Source organism: Mucilaginibacter gossypiicola, from assembly GCF_900110105.1.
GTDB lineage: Bacteria > Bacteroidota > Bacteroidia > Sphingobacteriales > Sphingobacteriaceae > Mucilaginibacter > Mucilaginibacter gossypiicola.
In genome coordinates, this window is record NZ_FOCL01000005.1 from 252451 (window position 1) to 269827 (window position 17377).

The 17377-nt window shown below is 42.0% G+C and carries 8 protein-coding genes; all 8 read left to right on the forward strand.

What is annotated here, in order from left to right; translation table 11 throughout:
* Positions 1 to 16 precede the first annotated feature (16 nt).
* The 8 genes from BMX50_RS18645 to BMX50_RS18680 all read left to right on the forward strand — a co-directional run bounded on the left by BMX50_RS18645 (position 17) and on the right by BMX50_RS18680 (position 17219).
* On the forward strand, positions 17 to 1012 hold the full coding sequence (locus tag BMX50_RS18645) for a glycoside hydrolase family 43 protein (protein ID WP_091212057.1): 996 nt from the start codon (positions 17 to 19) through the stop codon (positions 1010 to 1012).
* 494 nt (positions 1013 to 1506) lie between these two features.
* Positions 1507 to 2523 carry a family 43 glycosylhydrolase gene (locus BMX50_RS18650; protein ID WP_091212058.1) on the forward strand — a complete coding sequence of 339 codons (1017 nt, stop codon included), beginning with the start codon at positions 1507 to 1509 and terminating at the stop codon, positions 2521 to 2523.
* 115 nt (positions 2524 to 2638) lie between these two features.
* Positions 2639 to 6745: a two-component regulator propeller domain-containing protein gene (locus BMX50_RS18655; RefSeq protein WP_091212059.1), complete on the forward strand. Its 4107-nt coding sequence runs from the start codon at positions 2639 to 2641 to the stop codon at positions 6743 to 6745.
* A gap of 148 nt (positions 6746 to 6893) precedes the next feature.
* Positions 6894 to 8768, forward strand: coding sequence for a glycoside hydrolase family 97 protein (locus BMX50_RS18660; protein WP_091212060.1), 1875 nt, complete (start codon positions 6894 to 6896; stop codon positions 8766 to 8768).
* 647 nt (positions 8769 to 9415) lie between these two features.
* Entirely contained in the window at positions 9416 to 12676 is a 3261-nt protein-coding gene (locus tag BMX50_RS18665; protein ID WP_091212061.1) for a SusC/RagA family TonB-linked outer membrane protein, read from the forward strand.
* 25 nt (positions 12677 to 12701) lie between these two features.
* Positions 12702 to 14681: a RagB/SusD family nutrient uptake outer membrane protein gene (locus tag BMX50_RS18670; RefSeq protein ID WP_091212062.1), complete on the forward strand. Its 1980-nt coding sequence runs from the start codon at positions 12702 to 12704 to the stop codon at positions 14679 to 14681.
* Positions 14682 to 14723: 42 nt separating this feature from the next.
* On the forward strand, positions 14724 to 15929 hold the full coding sequence (locus tag BMX50_RS18675) for a DUF5000 domain-containing lipoprotein (protein ID WP_091212063.1): 1206 nt from the start codon (positions 14724 to 14726) through the stop codon (positions 15927 to 15929).
* An 84-nt stretch (positions 15930 to 16013) separates the two neighbouring features.
* On the forward strand, positions 16014 to 17219 hold the full coding sequence (locus tag BMX50_RS18680; RefSeq protein ID WP_091212064.1) for a DUF4998 domain-containing protein: 1206 nt from the start codon (positions 16014 to 16016) through the stop codon (positions 17217 to 17219).
* Positions 17220 to 17377 lie beyond the last annotated feature (158 nt).

The window sequence follows — 17377 nt, forward strand, 5'->3', positions numbered from 1 at the left end:
ACTAATAAAAAATTTAATGAATAAAATCTTCCTGACTGCATTGCTCATCATTAATCTTGGGCTTATTTTTACTAGTAATGCTCAATTGGCCCGTACAGGCGTCAATGAATATACGCCATCGTTAGATATTGATGGAGAACCCATAAACGCACACGGTGGCGGGGCGTTGTTTTTTAAGGGCGTATATTATCTTTTTGGCGAAATCAAGAAAGGCAAAACCTGGCTTGTTCCGGGAATGAACTGGGAAGATTACCGCGTACCTGCCGGGGGCGTATCCTGCTATTCGTCAACCGATTTAAAGCATTGGAAAAATCTGGGTACGGTATTAAAGCCAACCACGAACGCGCCTGATTACGACCTGGATACAGGCAGGGTGATTGAGCGGCCAAAAGTTATCTATAACGAGAAAACCAAAAAGTTTGTAATGTGGATGCACATCGATAAAAACGATTACCAGTATTCGAGGGGAGGAGTTGCTGTTAGTGATGTTCCGTGGGGGCCGTACCGTTACCTGGGCTCTGTGAAACCTAATGGCCAGATGCTAAGAGATATGAACTTATTTAAGGATACAGATGGCAAAGCTTATCTTATTTATTCGTCTGAGGATAATTTTACGATGCATATTTGCCTCCTGAGCGATGATTACCTTAAACCAACACAAAAATATTCCAGGATATTGATAAAAAGGAAGCGGGAAAGTCCGGCGGTGTTTGAACACAAGGGTAAATATTTTTTAATTACATCCGCTTGTTCAGGCTGGTCGCCTAATGCTGCTTCATACGCCATTGCCGATCACATATTGGGGCCATGGTCAGAACGCGGAAATCCATGTAAAGGTAAGAATGCTGATAAAACGTTCTTTCTTCAGGGTGGATTTGTAATACCGGTAAATAACAAGCCCGGAGAATTTATATTTATGGGCGACCGCTGGAATAAAATGGATCTTGAAAAGTCTGATTACTTATGGCTGCCTATACACTTAAACGGAAGTAAAATGAGGATTTACAATTAGCGGTGAGTCATGTCGAAATGTTACCCTAGGCGCAACATTGTATGATCATTTTTGAAGCTTTAGCCGAGTAAGTTAGTTAGGATCTCCGGTTTTATATACGGAGGCTGGCGCATTAATAGGTTTCAACAGGTGTAGACACCAGCGATTGAATTGCAGGGTTGGAAACCTGTTTAAGAAGTTGCCGCGGATAAGGACTATTTGCTATAAAATTACTTATTGAAATACTCGATGTTAATGCTTCAGGCAACAATTCATGCAAAAAGCAGGGATATTCAATTTTGTGCCCCCCTTGATTGAACTTTCAGCCCCCTTTCCATTTAAACCGTACTTAATATTTTAGTGCTAATTATAAACCAGATTGGCAAGGGCTTTACCTGCCTGTTAATATTCGTCTAAATAGTTCGCAACCGTACATGAGTAAAATACTTTGGTTAAACTGGCCGGCATTTCAACAAATCTGACAACGTTAAATAATCTAATTATTAAAATTAAGTATGAGAATTAAGTTCCACACAATCTTTTCTGCGCTTTTACTATTTCAGTTTTTTTTATCCGTAAACAGCGGTTTTGCACAGGCTGTGCCCGGTGGTTTAATCAAACCCGGCGAGCTTTGGCCCGATAATAATCGCAATCATGTACAGGCTCACGGAGGCGGAATAATAAAGGTGGGCGATACCTATTTTTGGTTTGGCGAGTACCGGGCAAAGGATAACGATCCCGATCTGCGTTACGTAGGCTGCTACTCTTCAAAAGATCTCACCAATTGGACTTTTCGAAATACTGTAATAAAAATCAGCGATCCGGAGAACTTAGGTAAAAACTGGGTACTGGAGCGTCCGAAGGTATACTATAACAAAAAGACACAAAAGTATGTGATGTATATGCACATTGATGACGGTAATTATAAACTGGCACGAGTAGGTGTGGCTGTTTCAGATAAAGTTGATGGTAGTTACAGCTATCTGAAAAGCTTCAGGCCCCTCGGACATGAAAGCCGCGACATCGGACAGTTTGTAGATGACGATGGCGCCGCTTATCTGATTTTTGAAGATCGACCGTTTGGGTTCAGAATCGCTTCACTTTCTGATGATTACCTGAATGTGGAAAAGGAAATATGCTTGATCCCGTTTCATATGGAAGGCGGCGCATTAATTCATTATAAAGGGCTGTATTATGCCATAGGGTCGGCATTAACAGGATGGAGGCCCAATCCCAATAAATATGCTACAGCTACTTCCCTGGCCGGACCATGGTCTGAATTTAAAGATATTGCTCCGCCAGAAACCCTTACTTATGGCGCACAGTCTACAATGATCGTAAAGGTTGTGGGAGATAAATCGACGACAGCTATTTTTATGGGAGATATATGGAAACCTTCAGAGCAGTGGAATTCTTCATATTTATGGATGCCCTTGAATATCGGAGAGGGAAAACTTAGCTTACCAGCCCCGAAACCATGGCATTTAGATGTAAAATCAGGTAAATGGAATTATACGCCTTCTGCTAAATAATTATGCTGATTGAATTAAAATGAGTATTAGATTTATTATAACCACCGGTAACAGATAGCAAAGTTTACCAAGAGTTTAGCCTGCACTTGAAATAAGTATCCGATAATTTCACCCAATGAAATATAGTATATTACCTATTTTATTTATTTTGCTGATCGGTAATCCTTTAAAAATTAGCGCCCAGCAGTTTTCTTACCTGGGGATTGAACGGGGATTATCCAATAATACCATTAGCGCTATCCACAAAGATAAATTCGGATTTATGTGGTTTGGCACACTGGATGGCCTCAACCGTTTTGACGGATACAATTTCCAGGTATTCAGAAACAGGCTTGGTGACACAAGTTCCCTCTCAAACGATATTATTACGACTGTAAATTCTGATCGGACAGGTAATATCTGGGTCGGCACTCAAAAAGGTTTAAATATACTGGATAACAAAGCTTTGACGTTTTCTGCTGCTTATTATCGAAGTGGTATCGGCAAAAATATAGTGATAGACCGCTGGATAACTGATATAAAATCAGATAGGAAAGGAAATATATACGTCGGCGCAACAGATATTGGTTGTTTATTATTCAGGCATGGTTCCCGGCAGGCGGTACCTATACCCCTCATTAATCAAAAAAAGAAAACATTAAATTATACCGTAACTGCAATTGACGCCAGTGATGATAAGCAGGTTTGGATAACGGTTGATTTTGTTGGTTTATGCTACTTTGAACCTATCCTTAATGCCTTTATTTCTGTTAATAATTCATTTCAGCAGCCTACATCTGTCCAATCAGATCATGTGGGTGGAATATGGATAGGAACAACAGGCGGGCTCTATCATTATCAGGTCAGGGAAGCTGAGCTTCATAAGTTTGCTATTAAGGATCCGGGCTTGAGCAATGCAAAAATTACGAGTGTTATTTTAGATAGGAATAATGTATTATGGGCCACTACCGATGGAGAAGGGATTTTGAAGATTAATGCCGCCGGCGAATATAGTTTACTAAAAAAGCGGGATGGTTCGGGTGCTTTATCCAGCGATGCTGTCAACACTATTTTTGAAGATGAACAGTCAAGAAAATGGATCGGAACGCTCAGAGGTGGAATAGATATTATCGATAATAAGAAAAATCAATTCAGAACGTACTCCAATATTCCGTATAAAGCCAACAGCCTCGTCAGTAACTTTACTTTTTCTTTCTGCGAAGACAAAGATAAGAATGTATGGATCGGGACCGACGGGGGAGGCATCAGCATTTGGAAAAGAAAACTAAATACATTTGAGAATTTTAGTTTTAAACCAGGTGAAACAGGCAGCTTAAATGATAATTATGTTACCAGTATAGTATGCGATAGCAGGCAGGAGATCTATGTAGCAACTTTTAGGCAGGGTGTGAGTAAGTATAACGCATCAGTACGGAAATTTACACCGGTACCTTTCCGTACCCAGAGCCGGTCAACTTCAGTTTGGAAGCTTTATAAAGATCATAAAAATCAGCTTTGGGCCACCGCCTTGCGGGGAAATCATAACGGGTATGATAAAAACCGTTTATTTAAGTACGATGAAATTACACACACTTTCATTCCTGCCCCATTCCCGGTAAATGCGGATATGATCTCAATAACGGACGATGACCCTGATCATTTATGGCTCGGAAGTTTTACAGGCCTGGTACATGCCAGCAAGATAACCGGCATAGACAAGGTGATTAATTTAAATACTGCTGTAAGGGCACTTTATAAAGCAAGGTCGGGTAAGCTCTGGATAGGAACTTATGGAAAAGGGCTAATGTGTTACAATGCTTTTAATAATACCTTTTTGAATTATACCGAAGTTGAAGGGTTGTCTAATAACAAAGTCCTCAACATAGAAGAAGACACTAAAGGGGATATTTGGGTAAGTACGTATAACGGCATATCCAAGCTCAACCCGCAGACCGGTAAATTTGAAAATTTTTATGCCGCTGATGGCCTGCAATCCAATCAGTTTTATTTTAATGCTTCCGCGCACCTTAGCACCGGAGAACTTATGTTCGGGGGGATCAAAGGATTTAATATTTTTTATCCGGACAGCGTTGTCCAGTATCATGATTTTCCGCCGGTATTTATATCGGGCTTACGGATTTCTAACGCGACAATCGATGCCAAAAGTGAATTTGTTCCCGGCTCCCAGGATTTTTACACGATCGACAAACTTAAGCTGCCTTATGACAAAGCAATTATATCTGTAGATTATGTTGCTTTGGAATATTCCCTGCCGGAAAAAATCCAATATGCTTATTTTCTCCAGGGAAGAGATAAATCATGGAATTATGTGAACTATCAGCGCAGCGTTAATTATTCTCATCTGAATGAAGGCCGTTACCTGCTGAAAATTAAGTCTACCAACGCTTCAGGAATTTGGAACAACCGTGAACGAATGATCGAAATCATCGTCTTGCCGCCTTGGTACAGAACATGGTGGGCCTATTTGATTTACGCAGTATTGCTCATTGCTTCCATTTACGCTTACCTCTATTACCATAAAAACCAGACACAGCTAAAATATGAAGTGAAATTTGTAAAGGAAATAAACGAAAAGAAAATAGCGTTCTTTACCAATATTTCCCATGAATTAAGGACGCCACTAACCTTAATTGTTAACCCGATCAAGGAACTACTGCACTCAAACGGCGCCAATCTTGATTTGGTGGACATCAGTGCCGTATACCGGAATTCCCGTCGTTTGCTGAGCCTTGTTGACCAGCTGTTATTGTTTCGATCCTCTGAGAATGAAATTTCTGCATTTCAACCCCAGGTCATTAACCTTAAAGAAGTCTGTTACGAGGTTTTTCTTTGTTTTACCAATCAGATCAAATCCAAAAGCATAAATTATAAGTTTGATTGCCAGGAGGATATGATAAGTGCATATGCAGACCGGGATAAATTGGAAATAATTTTATTTAATATCATTTCCAATGCAATTAAATATACCCCTGAGCATGGAAATGTAAGCTTAACGATAAAGATCAACAATAGCAATATTGAGATTTCTGTGACTGATAGCGGCTGCGGCATCCCCAAAGAGACCGGCAGCAAACTGTTTGAAAAGTTTTACCGGCTTCAGCAGCAAAGTGATCAGGTTAAAGAAAGCGGGTTTGGTATCGGATTATACCTGGCCAAAAAATATGTCGAACTACACCAAGGAGATTTGAGCTATACCAGCGAAATTGGCAATGGTACTACCTTTATGGTGCATTTGCCGAAACCGGACAAGGATCTGATCTTAAAGGAGCAACAGCTGACTTGTGACAGACGAAATGAAAATCCGCTGTTGAAAGAACTAATCCTGGAAACTACAGAAAGTTCCGCTTTTTCTGAACAGAAAGCAGATAAACACGTCGTGGAAATCCTGGACAGTATCGTAAATAAAAAACCGGTTATACTTTTGATTGATGACGATACCGATATGCGCAAATATGTTCGTAGTCTTTTGAAGGACGCCTATATAGTTTATGAAGCGAATAATACGGAAAAGGGTTTTGAAATAGTGCTCGAATCTGAACCGGATATCATTGTATGCGATGTGATTATGCACGGTACCACCGGGGTAGAATTTTGTTCTAAAATGAAGGAATCGCCTACATTTAGCCATATACCAATTATATTGTTGACCGGCAGTTCCTCGCCCGAAATCAAGTTGAAAGGCATAGAATGCGGGGCTGATGATTATATAACCAAACCTTTTGAAAATGACCTGCTCATTGCCCGTATTAAAAGCATGCTGAAGGGCAGGGACACAATTAAAAATTATTTCTTTAATGAAATTACACTTCGCAATAACAGCCTGAAGATTCCTGCAGAATATAGTGAGTTCTTATCAAAATGCATTGCTGTAGTTGAATCACATTTGGATGATGAGGGCTTTTCTCTTAAAACGTTAACGGATGAAATGGGGATGAGCCGCTCTAAGCTTTTCAGAAAGATCAAATCTATATCAGGTTTGTCAAGCACCGAATTTATAAGACATATCAGGTTAAGAAAGGGAGCTGAATTAATGATTCAAACTGAGATGCAAATCAAAGAAATTGCCTACAAAATAGGTTTTCAGGATATTAAATATTTCAGGGAGCAATTTAACAGGCTGTTTGAAATGAATCCATCCGAGTTTATTCGTAAATATAGAAAAACATACATCCATAATGACAACCTGAATTCAAGTCTGAACTACCAGAGGGCAAAAAATTGATGTTTATTTATCTTTCTGCCGGCGTTTTATGAATGAATTTTATAAGATTTTGGTAAGCACCTGTAGCGATATTAATAGGTAACAAAAACCTGGGGTTACTCATAATTTAACCAATTGCATTTTGTACTTCTCTGAAAAACACATTCATATGAAAAACTGCACGGGCATTCTGGCTGCACTTATCTTACTCTTGTCCGGAACTTGTATCGGCCAGGTCAAATCTTCTTATGAGGTGACGTCGCCCGACAGCAAAACGAAGCTGTTTATCGGGCTGAACGGCCAAAAAGACCTGCTTTACCGGGTTTCTTTTAATGGAGAGGAGCTCACAGCGTGGTCTAAACTGGGCTTGGTAATCAATACGGTGAAAATAGGTGAAAACACAACCATCGTACATGGATGGAGATCTGCGCATAAAGAATCTTTCGCCTGGAGTCTTGGCGAAAACGATCATATAAGTAATAATTATAACCAATTAACTTTGGGGTGCAGCTCATCTGCGCTCGCCTTTCATATTGTGGTCAGGGTTTTTAATGGAAGTGTCGCTTTCAGATATGAATTACCTCAGCAGTCCTCGCTGAAATCTGCGCGGATAAGCAGTGAGCAAACGGAATTTAATATGAAAAATCCTTACACTATTTATCAATATAATCAGGAAAGTGTTTTCACGCCCACGCCCATAGATTCGTTGAATTCCACTTGTGATTTCCCGGCTACGCTGGTTTCAAAACATCATCGCTACGTAAGTATTGGCGAAGCAGACAATCATAATTACTTTAAAAGCGAGCTGGTGAAAGGAAAGCTGTCAAATAGCCTCTCCATGATTTTTCATTCAGCTTTAAACCACAGAGATGAAGAAAGTATAACTAAAAAGTCGCCCTCGGTATTTTTTTCCGGGCAGTTTCAAAGCCCCTGGCGTACAATCAGCATCGCCGAAAATGCCATTGGGTTACACCAGGCCAGTGAACTTAACCTGAAGCTTACAGCACCCACGTCTGCAAAGTGGCCTACAGGGATCAAACCAGGTAAATTGGTACGCTCTCAGCTAAACACGCAAAGCGGTATAGACGCGGTCAATTTTGCCGCGAGTCACAATTTTCAGTATGTTCTATTTGATGCTGGATGGTATGGTGCAGAATTTCGAACCACATCTGATCCTGAAAAAGTCATTCCGCAGCTCGATCTGCAACGGGTGATACAGGAAGGGAAGCAAAAGGATATCGGTATTGTTTTATATGTTAATGCTGTAGGATTGCGGATGAAGCTGGACACCTTACTGCCATTATATAAAAAATGGGGGGTAAGCGGCTTGAAATTTGGGTTTGTTGACGGGTTAACTCAAAAGGGAATTTCCTGGCTTGATACAGCAATCCGAAAAGTAAACCAATATGGATTTGTATTAGATATTCATGATAATTATAAACCAACGGGATTATCCAGGCGATACCCGTTTTTACTCACCCAGGAAGGGATCAGAGGAGATGAAAACAGCCCGGATGCTTTCCATAACACTGTTCTGCCTTTTACCCGCTTTCTTGCCGGGCCAGCAGATTTCACTTTTTGCTACCCCAATTCAAAAAATAATTTCAGCAAGAACCTGAAGGTTAGTAAGGCGCAGCAGCTCGCGTTGTCCGTCATTTATTTCAGCCCGTTACAGAGCATCTTTTGGTATGGAACCCCGCTCGATTATACCAACGAGCCCGAAATTGATTTTTTTACCCGCGTGCCTACTGTTTGGAATGAATCACGTTACCTGGCCGGAGAAATTGGTGAGAATATCAGTGTTGCCAGAAGACAGGGTGGAAACTGGTATATAGGCAGTGCCGCCGGTTTGAACGATTGGACAACAACCTTGAAACTTGATTTTCTTACTGATAAAAAGTTGTATACCGCCACTGTTTATGAGGACGATCAGTTGAACGGGATCCGGATCAGGAAAATCCGGGTAAAGAAGAATGATATATTCTCCATTGAAATCAAGGCAAAATGCGGGCAGGCAATAATTATTTCGCCTGAGAAAATATAAACTAACCGGCAACATCAGTTTATTCCCTGTTCGGGCTTCTATAAATAAACGACTGAACGAATTGCAGCCGTTTAAAACGTCGGTGCGGATAGCATTTCAGGATAACCTGAAATGCTATCCGACGTAAGGACCTGAATTTCCGAAGGAATAAGAAATCAAGACTTTAATTCACCAAGAATGTTATATAATTTAAGCTAACTATTTGATTATCAAATGTAGTTAGCGAAATGTAAAATCTGCTATGAATTAATGTTTTAACTGAAAAAAGCCTTCTTGTTTTTGATTTACCCCCCATGATTGCGCCCGCTTCCCCCCCTTTGTCTACATAATTCCTGCGACATTTGATCATTGATTTAATTCAATACCAAATAAACCTGTTCAATTCTTCATGGAATTGAAGTCTTAGTAATAAACAAGCAAGTATCAGTAAAATGGCATCCGGACTGAAATATATCCCTGCCTGAAGAAGATTTTTAATTTAGAAACCAAATCACCACTATGGCAAAAAACTAACCAAACCCATCCTCTTTATTTTCGGGATAACAATAACCCCTCTTTGTTTCTGGATTCAAATCGGCTAAGATGATAACTATAGCTGAGAGGAACCCTATTGTCTGAATTTTAACAAAAAGAAACCTAACCGTTTTATGAAATTTTATTTACAAGTATCAATTCCATGGCGAACAATGCTGAAAATGGCGTTATGCCCTTTTCTTCTTGTTTTACTATTACAAAATTACTCCTATGCATATTCACCCAAAGGTGCCAAATCCATAAAAAACAATTCGGTCGTTTTCATTACCAATACGTTGCCGGCCCTGTATAACGCATTTGACGTTAACAGGCATAGTGTTACAGGCAAGGTTACCGACGAAAAAGGACAGCCGCTGCAAGGCGTGTCTGTTATTTTAAAAGGCTCTAAAACAGGTGCCAGTACAGATAACGACGGAACTTATAAAATCAGCGTTCCGGATAAAAAGGATACCCTTGTTTTTAAGCTCCTTGGCTATGAAACACAGGAAATAGCTGTGAAAGAAGAAGCCATTATTAATGTGCAGATGGTCAGCAAATCGAATTCACTAAACGAGGTGAGTATCGTTGTTGCCTATGGAACCCAGAAAAAAACTACGTTGGTAGGTTCTGTAACTTCCATCAACCCTAAAGAATTGAAGGGCCCCAGCAGCAACCTTACAACGATGCTGGCAGGCAGGATTCCGGGTGTTATTTCCTACCAGCGGAGTGGTGAACCGGGGGCAGATAATGCCCAGTTTTTCGTCCGGGGGGTAGGGACGTTTGGTGCCGGAAAGGTCGATCCTTTGATCCTTATCGACGGCATTGAATCGACATCAACTGACCTTGCCCGCTTGCAGCCTGACGACATCGCCGGATTTTCGGTTTTGAAAGATGCTACTGCTTCGTCATTGTACGGGGCAAGGGGCGCAAATGGCGTTATCGTTGTATCAACCAAAACCGGTACAGCGGGCAGAACCAAGTTTAATGTCCGTTTAGAAAATTCCACATCAACCAATACGCAAAATTTCGCATTGGCAGATAATGTTACCTACATGAATCTGGCAAATGAGGCAGTGCTTACCAGGAATCCGCTCGGCGTGCTGCCCTATTCGCAAAACAAAATCGACCATACCGCAGCCGGGGATGATCTCTTATTATATCCCAATAATAACTGGATCGACGAACTGATAAAAAACCGGACATCCAACCGCAGGCTAAACATAAATGCCACAGGTGGCTCTGAAAAGGCCCGGTATTATCTGGCCATGACCTATAATACCGATAACGGTATTTTAAAGCAGAACTCACTGAACAATTTTAACAATAACATTAAGCTGCAGTCCTATTCCCTGTTGTCAAACGTTACTTTAAACCTAACCAAAAGCACGGAAGCCCTGATTAGCCTGAAAGGTCAGTTTGATGATTACAATGGGCCTGTTGGCGGTGGTGCCGCGGTTTTTAATAATGCGCTGTACAGCAACCCGGTTGAATTTCCCGCAGTTTACCCGGCTTCTTATCTGCCTTATGTTCACCACCCTTTATTTGGCAATGCTATCATTCCGGGCGGCGGTTTATATGTTAATCCCTATGCCCAGTCATTGTCGGGTTACCAGACCACCAATACAAGTACACTTACCGCGCAGATCAGCCTAAAGCAAAAAATGGACGCCATTACGCCTGGTTTGTCGGCAAGGATGATGGCCTACACAACCCGTTATGCCAATTTTGCTGTTTCGCGTCAGTACAGCCCGTTTTACTATACTCCTAATATTCAAGACGGTGTATTTTCGGGCTTGTCATTACTAAATGACGGTAATCCCGGTTCTCCAGGCGCGTTACCAACCGAGTACCTTACTTATATGCCGGGGGCCAATACTGTCAACAGTACCATCTATGGTGAAGCAGCGATTAATTATGCCCGTGTTTTTGGCGAAAAGCATAGTGTTGGAGGTATGCTGATTGGCACGATCCGTAATTACCTTACCGGCAACGCTACAACTTTACAGTTATCGCTGCCTTCAAGAAATGAAGGCCTTTCCGGAAGGTTTACTTACGGTTATGATAACCGTTACCTGTTTGAGGTTGATTTCGGTTACAACGGTTCGGAACGCTTTGCAGCTAATCACCGCTTTGGTTTTTTTCCATCCATCGGTGGCGGCTGGATAGTATCCAACGAGAAATTCTTCAAGCCCCTGCTAAGCACCATCAACCAGCTTAAGTTCAGGTTTACCTATGGGCTCGTTGGTAACGATCAGATCGGTAATGCGAATGACCGCTTCTTTTATCTATCTGATGTGAACATAAATGCTGCCCCAAATGGCGGCTTTGGAACAAACTATAACTATTCGAGGCCTACGGTTGCCATTAACCGGTATGAAAACAAGGATATCACCTGGGAGCAATCAAAACAGCTTAACCTGGGGCTTGACGTAATCATGTTTAATGATCTGACTGTAACAGTAGATGCTTACCAGCAAAACCGAAGCAATATCCTAATGGTGCGGAGTACGTTGCCTTCGTCATTGGGGCTTCAAACTACAGTATCATCAAACGTGGCAAAAGCTTCCAGCAAAGGAATTGACCTGGCATTGGACTACCACAAGTCATTCAATAATTCCATTTGGATACAAACCAGGGCAACAATGACTTATGCCAAAAGCAAATTGCTGGCAAATGAAGAACCAATTTATCCGGCAAATGAGAAAAATCTATCCCAGATAGGGAATTCTTTGGGCCAGATCTATGGCCTGGTTGCGGAAAGACTGTTCATAGATGATAAAGAGGTTGCCAATTCACCTGCGCAGGGCTTTGGCGAATACGGCGCAGGAGATATTAAATACCGGGATATCAACGGAGACGGAAAAATTACCAATGCCGATTTTGTGCCGATGGGATATCCTACAACCCCAGAAATTATTTACGGCGCCGGCTTTTCAATCGGGTATAAAAACTTTGATATCAGTGCATTTTTCCAGGGATCGGCCAGGTCATCATTTGTGATTAACACCGCGAATACAACACCATTTTATCTCAATGGCGGCAATCAGAACGGACTTTTACAGGTCATTGCGGATAATCACTGGTCTGAGGATAACAGGAACTCTTACGCGTTTTGGCCGCGGCTGAGCCCAACCTTGTCGGCAAACAATGACCAGGTATCGTCATGGTGGTTGCAAAACGGGGCGTTCCTGCGCTTGAAATCTGCCGAGATAGGTTATAACCTGCCTGCCTCTGTTTTGAGAAAAATTGGTTTGGCCAGCGGACGCCTTTATGTTAACGGGTTAAACCTGCTCAATTTCAGTTCCTTCAAATTATGGGATCCGGAAATGGGAACATCAGGTTTAGGTTACCCGATACAGAAAGTTTTCAACCTGGGTTTATCCATCGGATTCTAAATTTTAATCAGATAAATTATTTTATATGAACAGCAATAAAATTAATGACAATGATATCCACCAGAAGCAGGCTGGCTGCCGACGCCTTCTGGCATTGTTTACAAATAAAAGTTATGTACTTGTCGTAATCGCTATATTAGTTTTGGCCTGTACTTCCTGTAAAAAGTCATATTTAGATGTCGTTCCTGACAATGTCGCTACGATCGATAATGCTTTCACTTCAAAAAATGAGGCCGAAAAATACCTCGTTACACTATACGCATATTTGCCGAGACAATCCGACCCTCAATATAACCCGGGATTAATTGCTGGAGATGAAATCTGGATGGATTTCCCCGCGTTGAGGTTCGATGATGTAATTTTACGGATAGCGAGGGGAGAGCAAAACACAGTTGCCCCCCGGGCCAATTACATGGAAGGGACCAATGGCGTGCCGTCGATGTATAAAGCGATAAGGGATTGTAACATATTTATTGAAAATATCAGTAATCCTGCTAAGGTACCAGATCTCGGCAGCGATCTGCGGACCCGATGGATTGGTGAGGCACAGTTTTTGAAGGCCTATTATCATTTCATGTTATTACGGGCATACGGCCCTATACCCATCATTGATAAAAATCTTGCAGTTGATGCGCCGATTGATCAGATCAGGGTTAAGCGCCAGCCCGTTGACGCTGTCGTAAACTATATCGCAGCATTGCTTGATACGGCTGCTGCGAAGCTACCGCTAACAATAGCCAATAAAACTACAGAACTGGGGCGTGTAACCAAACCTGCAGCTTTAAGTTTAAAAGCAAGATTACTGGCAACTGCCGCCAGTCCTTTATTTAATGGCAATCCCGACTATACCTCATTTAAAGATAGGGATGGAGTCATTTTGTTTAATCCTGCATTTAATGCGGAAAAATGGAAAAAAGCAGCAGATGCCTGTAAGGCTGCCATAGATGTTTGTAATGACGCAAGTATTCAATTATATACCTTTCCTGCACAACTGGTACCACTCAGCCCGACAACAACAGCGGAAATGAGTACGAGGAATGCCGCGAGTGAAAGCTGGAACAGTGAATTGATCTGGGGGTTGACGGCAAATAACGGTACCAATTTCATCCAGTCTATCAGTGCAGGCCAGTACGATCCTGCAAATGCAACGAAGGCTGCAAATAACGTGCAGCTGGGGCCTACATTAAAAATGGTTAAATTGTTTTATACGAAAAATGGTGTTCCCATTACAGAAGACAAGACCCTTGATTTTTCCAAAATCGCCACGCTGAGAACGGCAACGCATGATGAGCGGTTTGACATTGCAGAAAATTACCAGACAGCAAGACTAAACTTTGACCGCGAACCGAGATTTTACGCCAGCCTGGGATTTGACGGAGGCGTTTGGTATATGGCTAACAGTCCTTCGCTTAGTGATGAAAATACCTGGCACCTGGAATCAAAAGTTGGGCAATATGGTGCTACTTCTGCAACCCCTATCACGGGGTATTATATGAAAAAGTTGTTGAACTGGCATTTTGAGTGGGCAAATTATCAGTTCCAGAACTATGCATGGCCTGAAATCAGGTTAGCTGACCTGTATTTGCTATATGCTGAGGCCTTAAATGAATACGAGGGGCCAACAGCCGATGTATATGACTACGTTAACCGGGTAAGGGCGAGGGCCGGTTTACAAACCGTTCAAAGTGCCTGGACAAATTTCAGTTCCAATTCAACAAAATTCACCTCAAAAGAGGGTATGCGCTCTATCATCCAACAGGAGAGGAGTATTGAACTTGCTTTTGAGGGCCAGCGGTACTGGGATTTGTTAAGATGGAAAAAAGCCGGGCAGGAATTAAACGGAAATATTACAGGCTGGGATATCAGGCAGACTTCGGCTGATCTGTACTACCGCGAGACCACATTTTTTTCAAGACATTTTATTGTTCCGAGGGATTACCTGACGCCGATTATGGAAAACGACTTATTGGTGAATCAAAACCTGGTTCAAAACCCAAATTGGTAGTTTTTGTAAGGAACTCAATTATTAACACAAAAATATTGAAAGATGAAAACAAGAGTTAACATCATTTTACTGGCAGCCATTCTTTTGTTCATATCAGGTATGGGTTGTAAACAGGAATTGCTTAATAAACCCAATGTCATCAATACCAATGCGCCGGGCCCTGTTACAAATATAAAAGCTGTCAATAGCAACGGTAAGGCGGTATTGACCTACAGCCTGCCATCAGACAACGACCTGTCTTATGTCAGAGCGGTGTATGAAACCTCGCCCGGCGTTAAAAAAGAGGTTATAGCCTCGCATTACACTAACACGATGACGTTAGAGGGGTTTGGAGATACATTAGCGCACATTGTGAAAATATATGCGGTCAATTCAAGCGAGATAGCTTCAACGCCTGCAGAAGTGACCGTTGATCCGTTAACCCCCGCTTTTTTACTTGCTTACCGTTCATTGAAGGTTACTGTCACATTCGGTGGTTTCAACGTGGCCTGTAATAATCCAACCAATGAAAATTTGTCCATTGTAACAATGGTTGACACTTTGGGCAACGGAACATATGTAAAAACAACCGCCCTGGATAATATTTATAGTAATGCTGCCGTAATTACAGGGGCTATAAGGGGCCAGCCTGCTTTGGAAAGAAAATTCGCTTTTGTTGTTCGCGACAGATGGCTGAACCACTCTGATACAACCTTTGTTACACTAAAACCCCTCTTTGAACAGAAGCTACCGAAAAATTGGAGCAATTTTGTACTGCCCGGCGATGCAACGATGCTTAATCCCGGCCAAACAGATGTTCGCAATATCTATAACGGCACGTTGAACGAAAACTGGCCGAATGTAATGTTTACCGTTGAAACCGCCTCTACGCCGCAAATGGTTACCCTGGATCTGGGGCAGGCGCATGTATTGAGCAGGATGTCTGTAAACCCCCATATTGAAGTCGGGAATAATTATTATGTGAGGGGAAACCTAAAAAACTTTGAAATATGGGGTTCTAACAACCCTAATATATCGGGTGCCCTTGATGCCACATGGACTAAACTGGGGACTTTTACAGTCATAAAACCTTCCGGCAGCGCGTATGGCACAGAAACGGGTGCCGATCAGACTTTGGCGAAAGCCGGGTGGCCATTTGACTTTTCTGCCGGCTTCGGTGCTTATCGTTATATCCGGATCCGAAACCTGCAAAACTGGCAGGGATCGTATTTTATGAGTATTGATGAATTTACACTTTGGGGCCAATAAGCGTATGCTGTTCTGGTACGCAAAGTATATGTGATTTTAGCAATTCAAATCATAAATCCGATTATCATATCTAAAATTTAAAAAATGAAATTAAAACAAATTATAGCATATTTTTTCATTTCCCTGCCGGTGTTTATAATGAGTTCCTGCTCTAAAATGGATGATTATAAGGGTAAATACACTGTGGGAGGGGCAATAATTTATCCTGGGAAACTGGATTCTGTGCGCGCTCTTTCAGGGAAAAGCAGGGTTGAAATAACCGGCCTTTTTACATCCGACCCACAAGTCGTGAAGTACGCTGTATTCTGGAATGCCAGGCAGGATTCAGTTATAGTGCCCGTGAAAAGGACAAATGGTGTTGATACTGCAAAAACTATTATCGGGAATTTACCGGAAGGCGTCATGAGTTTCGAAATACGAACTTATGACGCGGCAGGCCATATTTCCATCCCGGTAACCATCGCCGCAAACGTGTATGGCGACCTTTACCAAAGTTCGCTTTTAAACAGGGGAGTTGTTGACGCATCATTGCAGAACGACGGTTCGGTGTTAATTACCTGGGCCGATGTGAATAAGGATTCGGGGATACAATATATGGAGGTCAAATACACTGATAAATCTAATAAAGCACACGATACCACCATACAGTCGGTACCTGCAGGTTTGAAAACTATTCTGCCTGATTTTAAAGTAGGCAATGCTATCAGTTACCGTACCGCCTACCTTCCCGACAGCACAGCTATCGATGAATTTTATGTTCCATATCAAACTAAAAGCGTCAAGGCTGATGTAACAAGTGTATATATGACCAATACCGGGCCTTTTGTAAGGAAAGCATTTGATGGCAGCAGGTGGGGGATACTTGCAGATCCCTGGATAACAAACTCGGCCGTGATCAATCATTCAGGATACGGAGGATATGCCACCGATAACGGCGGATCGCTGGTGATGGAAGCCGGCTGGAGCAATACGCCGAAAATTGTTAACGGTAAAATATATCAAACCATTAATCTTCCCGCAGGTAATTATATTTTCCAGGTAACCGATTACACAGAGGCCCTGGATCCGGTGTACATTGTGGCTGCCGCTGGGACAACACTTCCTGACGTTAGTGATGTTGCAAGCGCCTTGGGTACCGGTCGTTTCAATACAAAAACCGGGACAAATGAAACGGTTCAGGTACCTTTTACACTGACCCAGCCACAAACGGTATCACTTGGCTTTTTATCTACTATGCAATCGGGTAACCAGTACTGGAGAGTAACTTCCGTTAAGCTGATATCTAATTAAATCAATAACCGGCAGGTGCCGTATGTGCCTGCCGGTTTTGAGATAAGCATAGCTATGCTAATTCGGTCCGTTGATCTGGGAAAGGGTGCTGTGAGGCCCGAGTCGCAGTTATCGCCCCTATAACCGAATAACCGCACTGTTTTGTTGTTGCCTGCATA

Coding starts and splice junctions, on each gene's coding strand:
- BMX50_RS18645 (WP_091212057.1), top strand. CDS start 17: ATGAATAAAATCTTCCTGACTGCATTGCTCATCATTAATCTTGGGCTT.
- BMX50_RS18650 (WP_091212058.1), top strand. CDS start 1,507: ATGAGAATTAAGTTCCACACAATCTTTTCTGCGCTTTTACTATTTCAG.
- BMX50_RS18655 (WP_091212059.1), top strand. CDS start 2,639: ATGAAATATAGTATATTACCTATTTTATTTATTTTGCTGATCGGTAAT.
- BMX50_RS18660 (WP_091212060.1), top strand. CDS start 6,894: ATGAAAAACTGCACGGGCATTCTGGCTGCACTTATCTTACTCTTGTCC.
- BMX50_RS18665 (WP_091212061.1), top strand. CDS start 9,416: ATGAAATTTTATTTACAAGTATCAATTCCATGGCGAACAATGCTGAAA.
- BMX50_RS18670 (WP_091212062.1), top strand. CDS start 12,702: ATGAACAGCAATAAAATTAATGACAATGATATCCACCAGAAGCAGGCT.
- BMX50_RS18675 (WP_091212063.1), top strand. CDS start 14,724: ATGAAAACAAGAGTTAACATCATTTTACTGGCAGCCATTCTTTTGTTC.
- BMX50_RS18680 (WP_091212064.1), top strand. CDS start 16,014: ATGAAATTAAAACAAATTATAGCATATTTTTTCATTTCCCTGCCGGTG.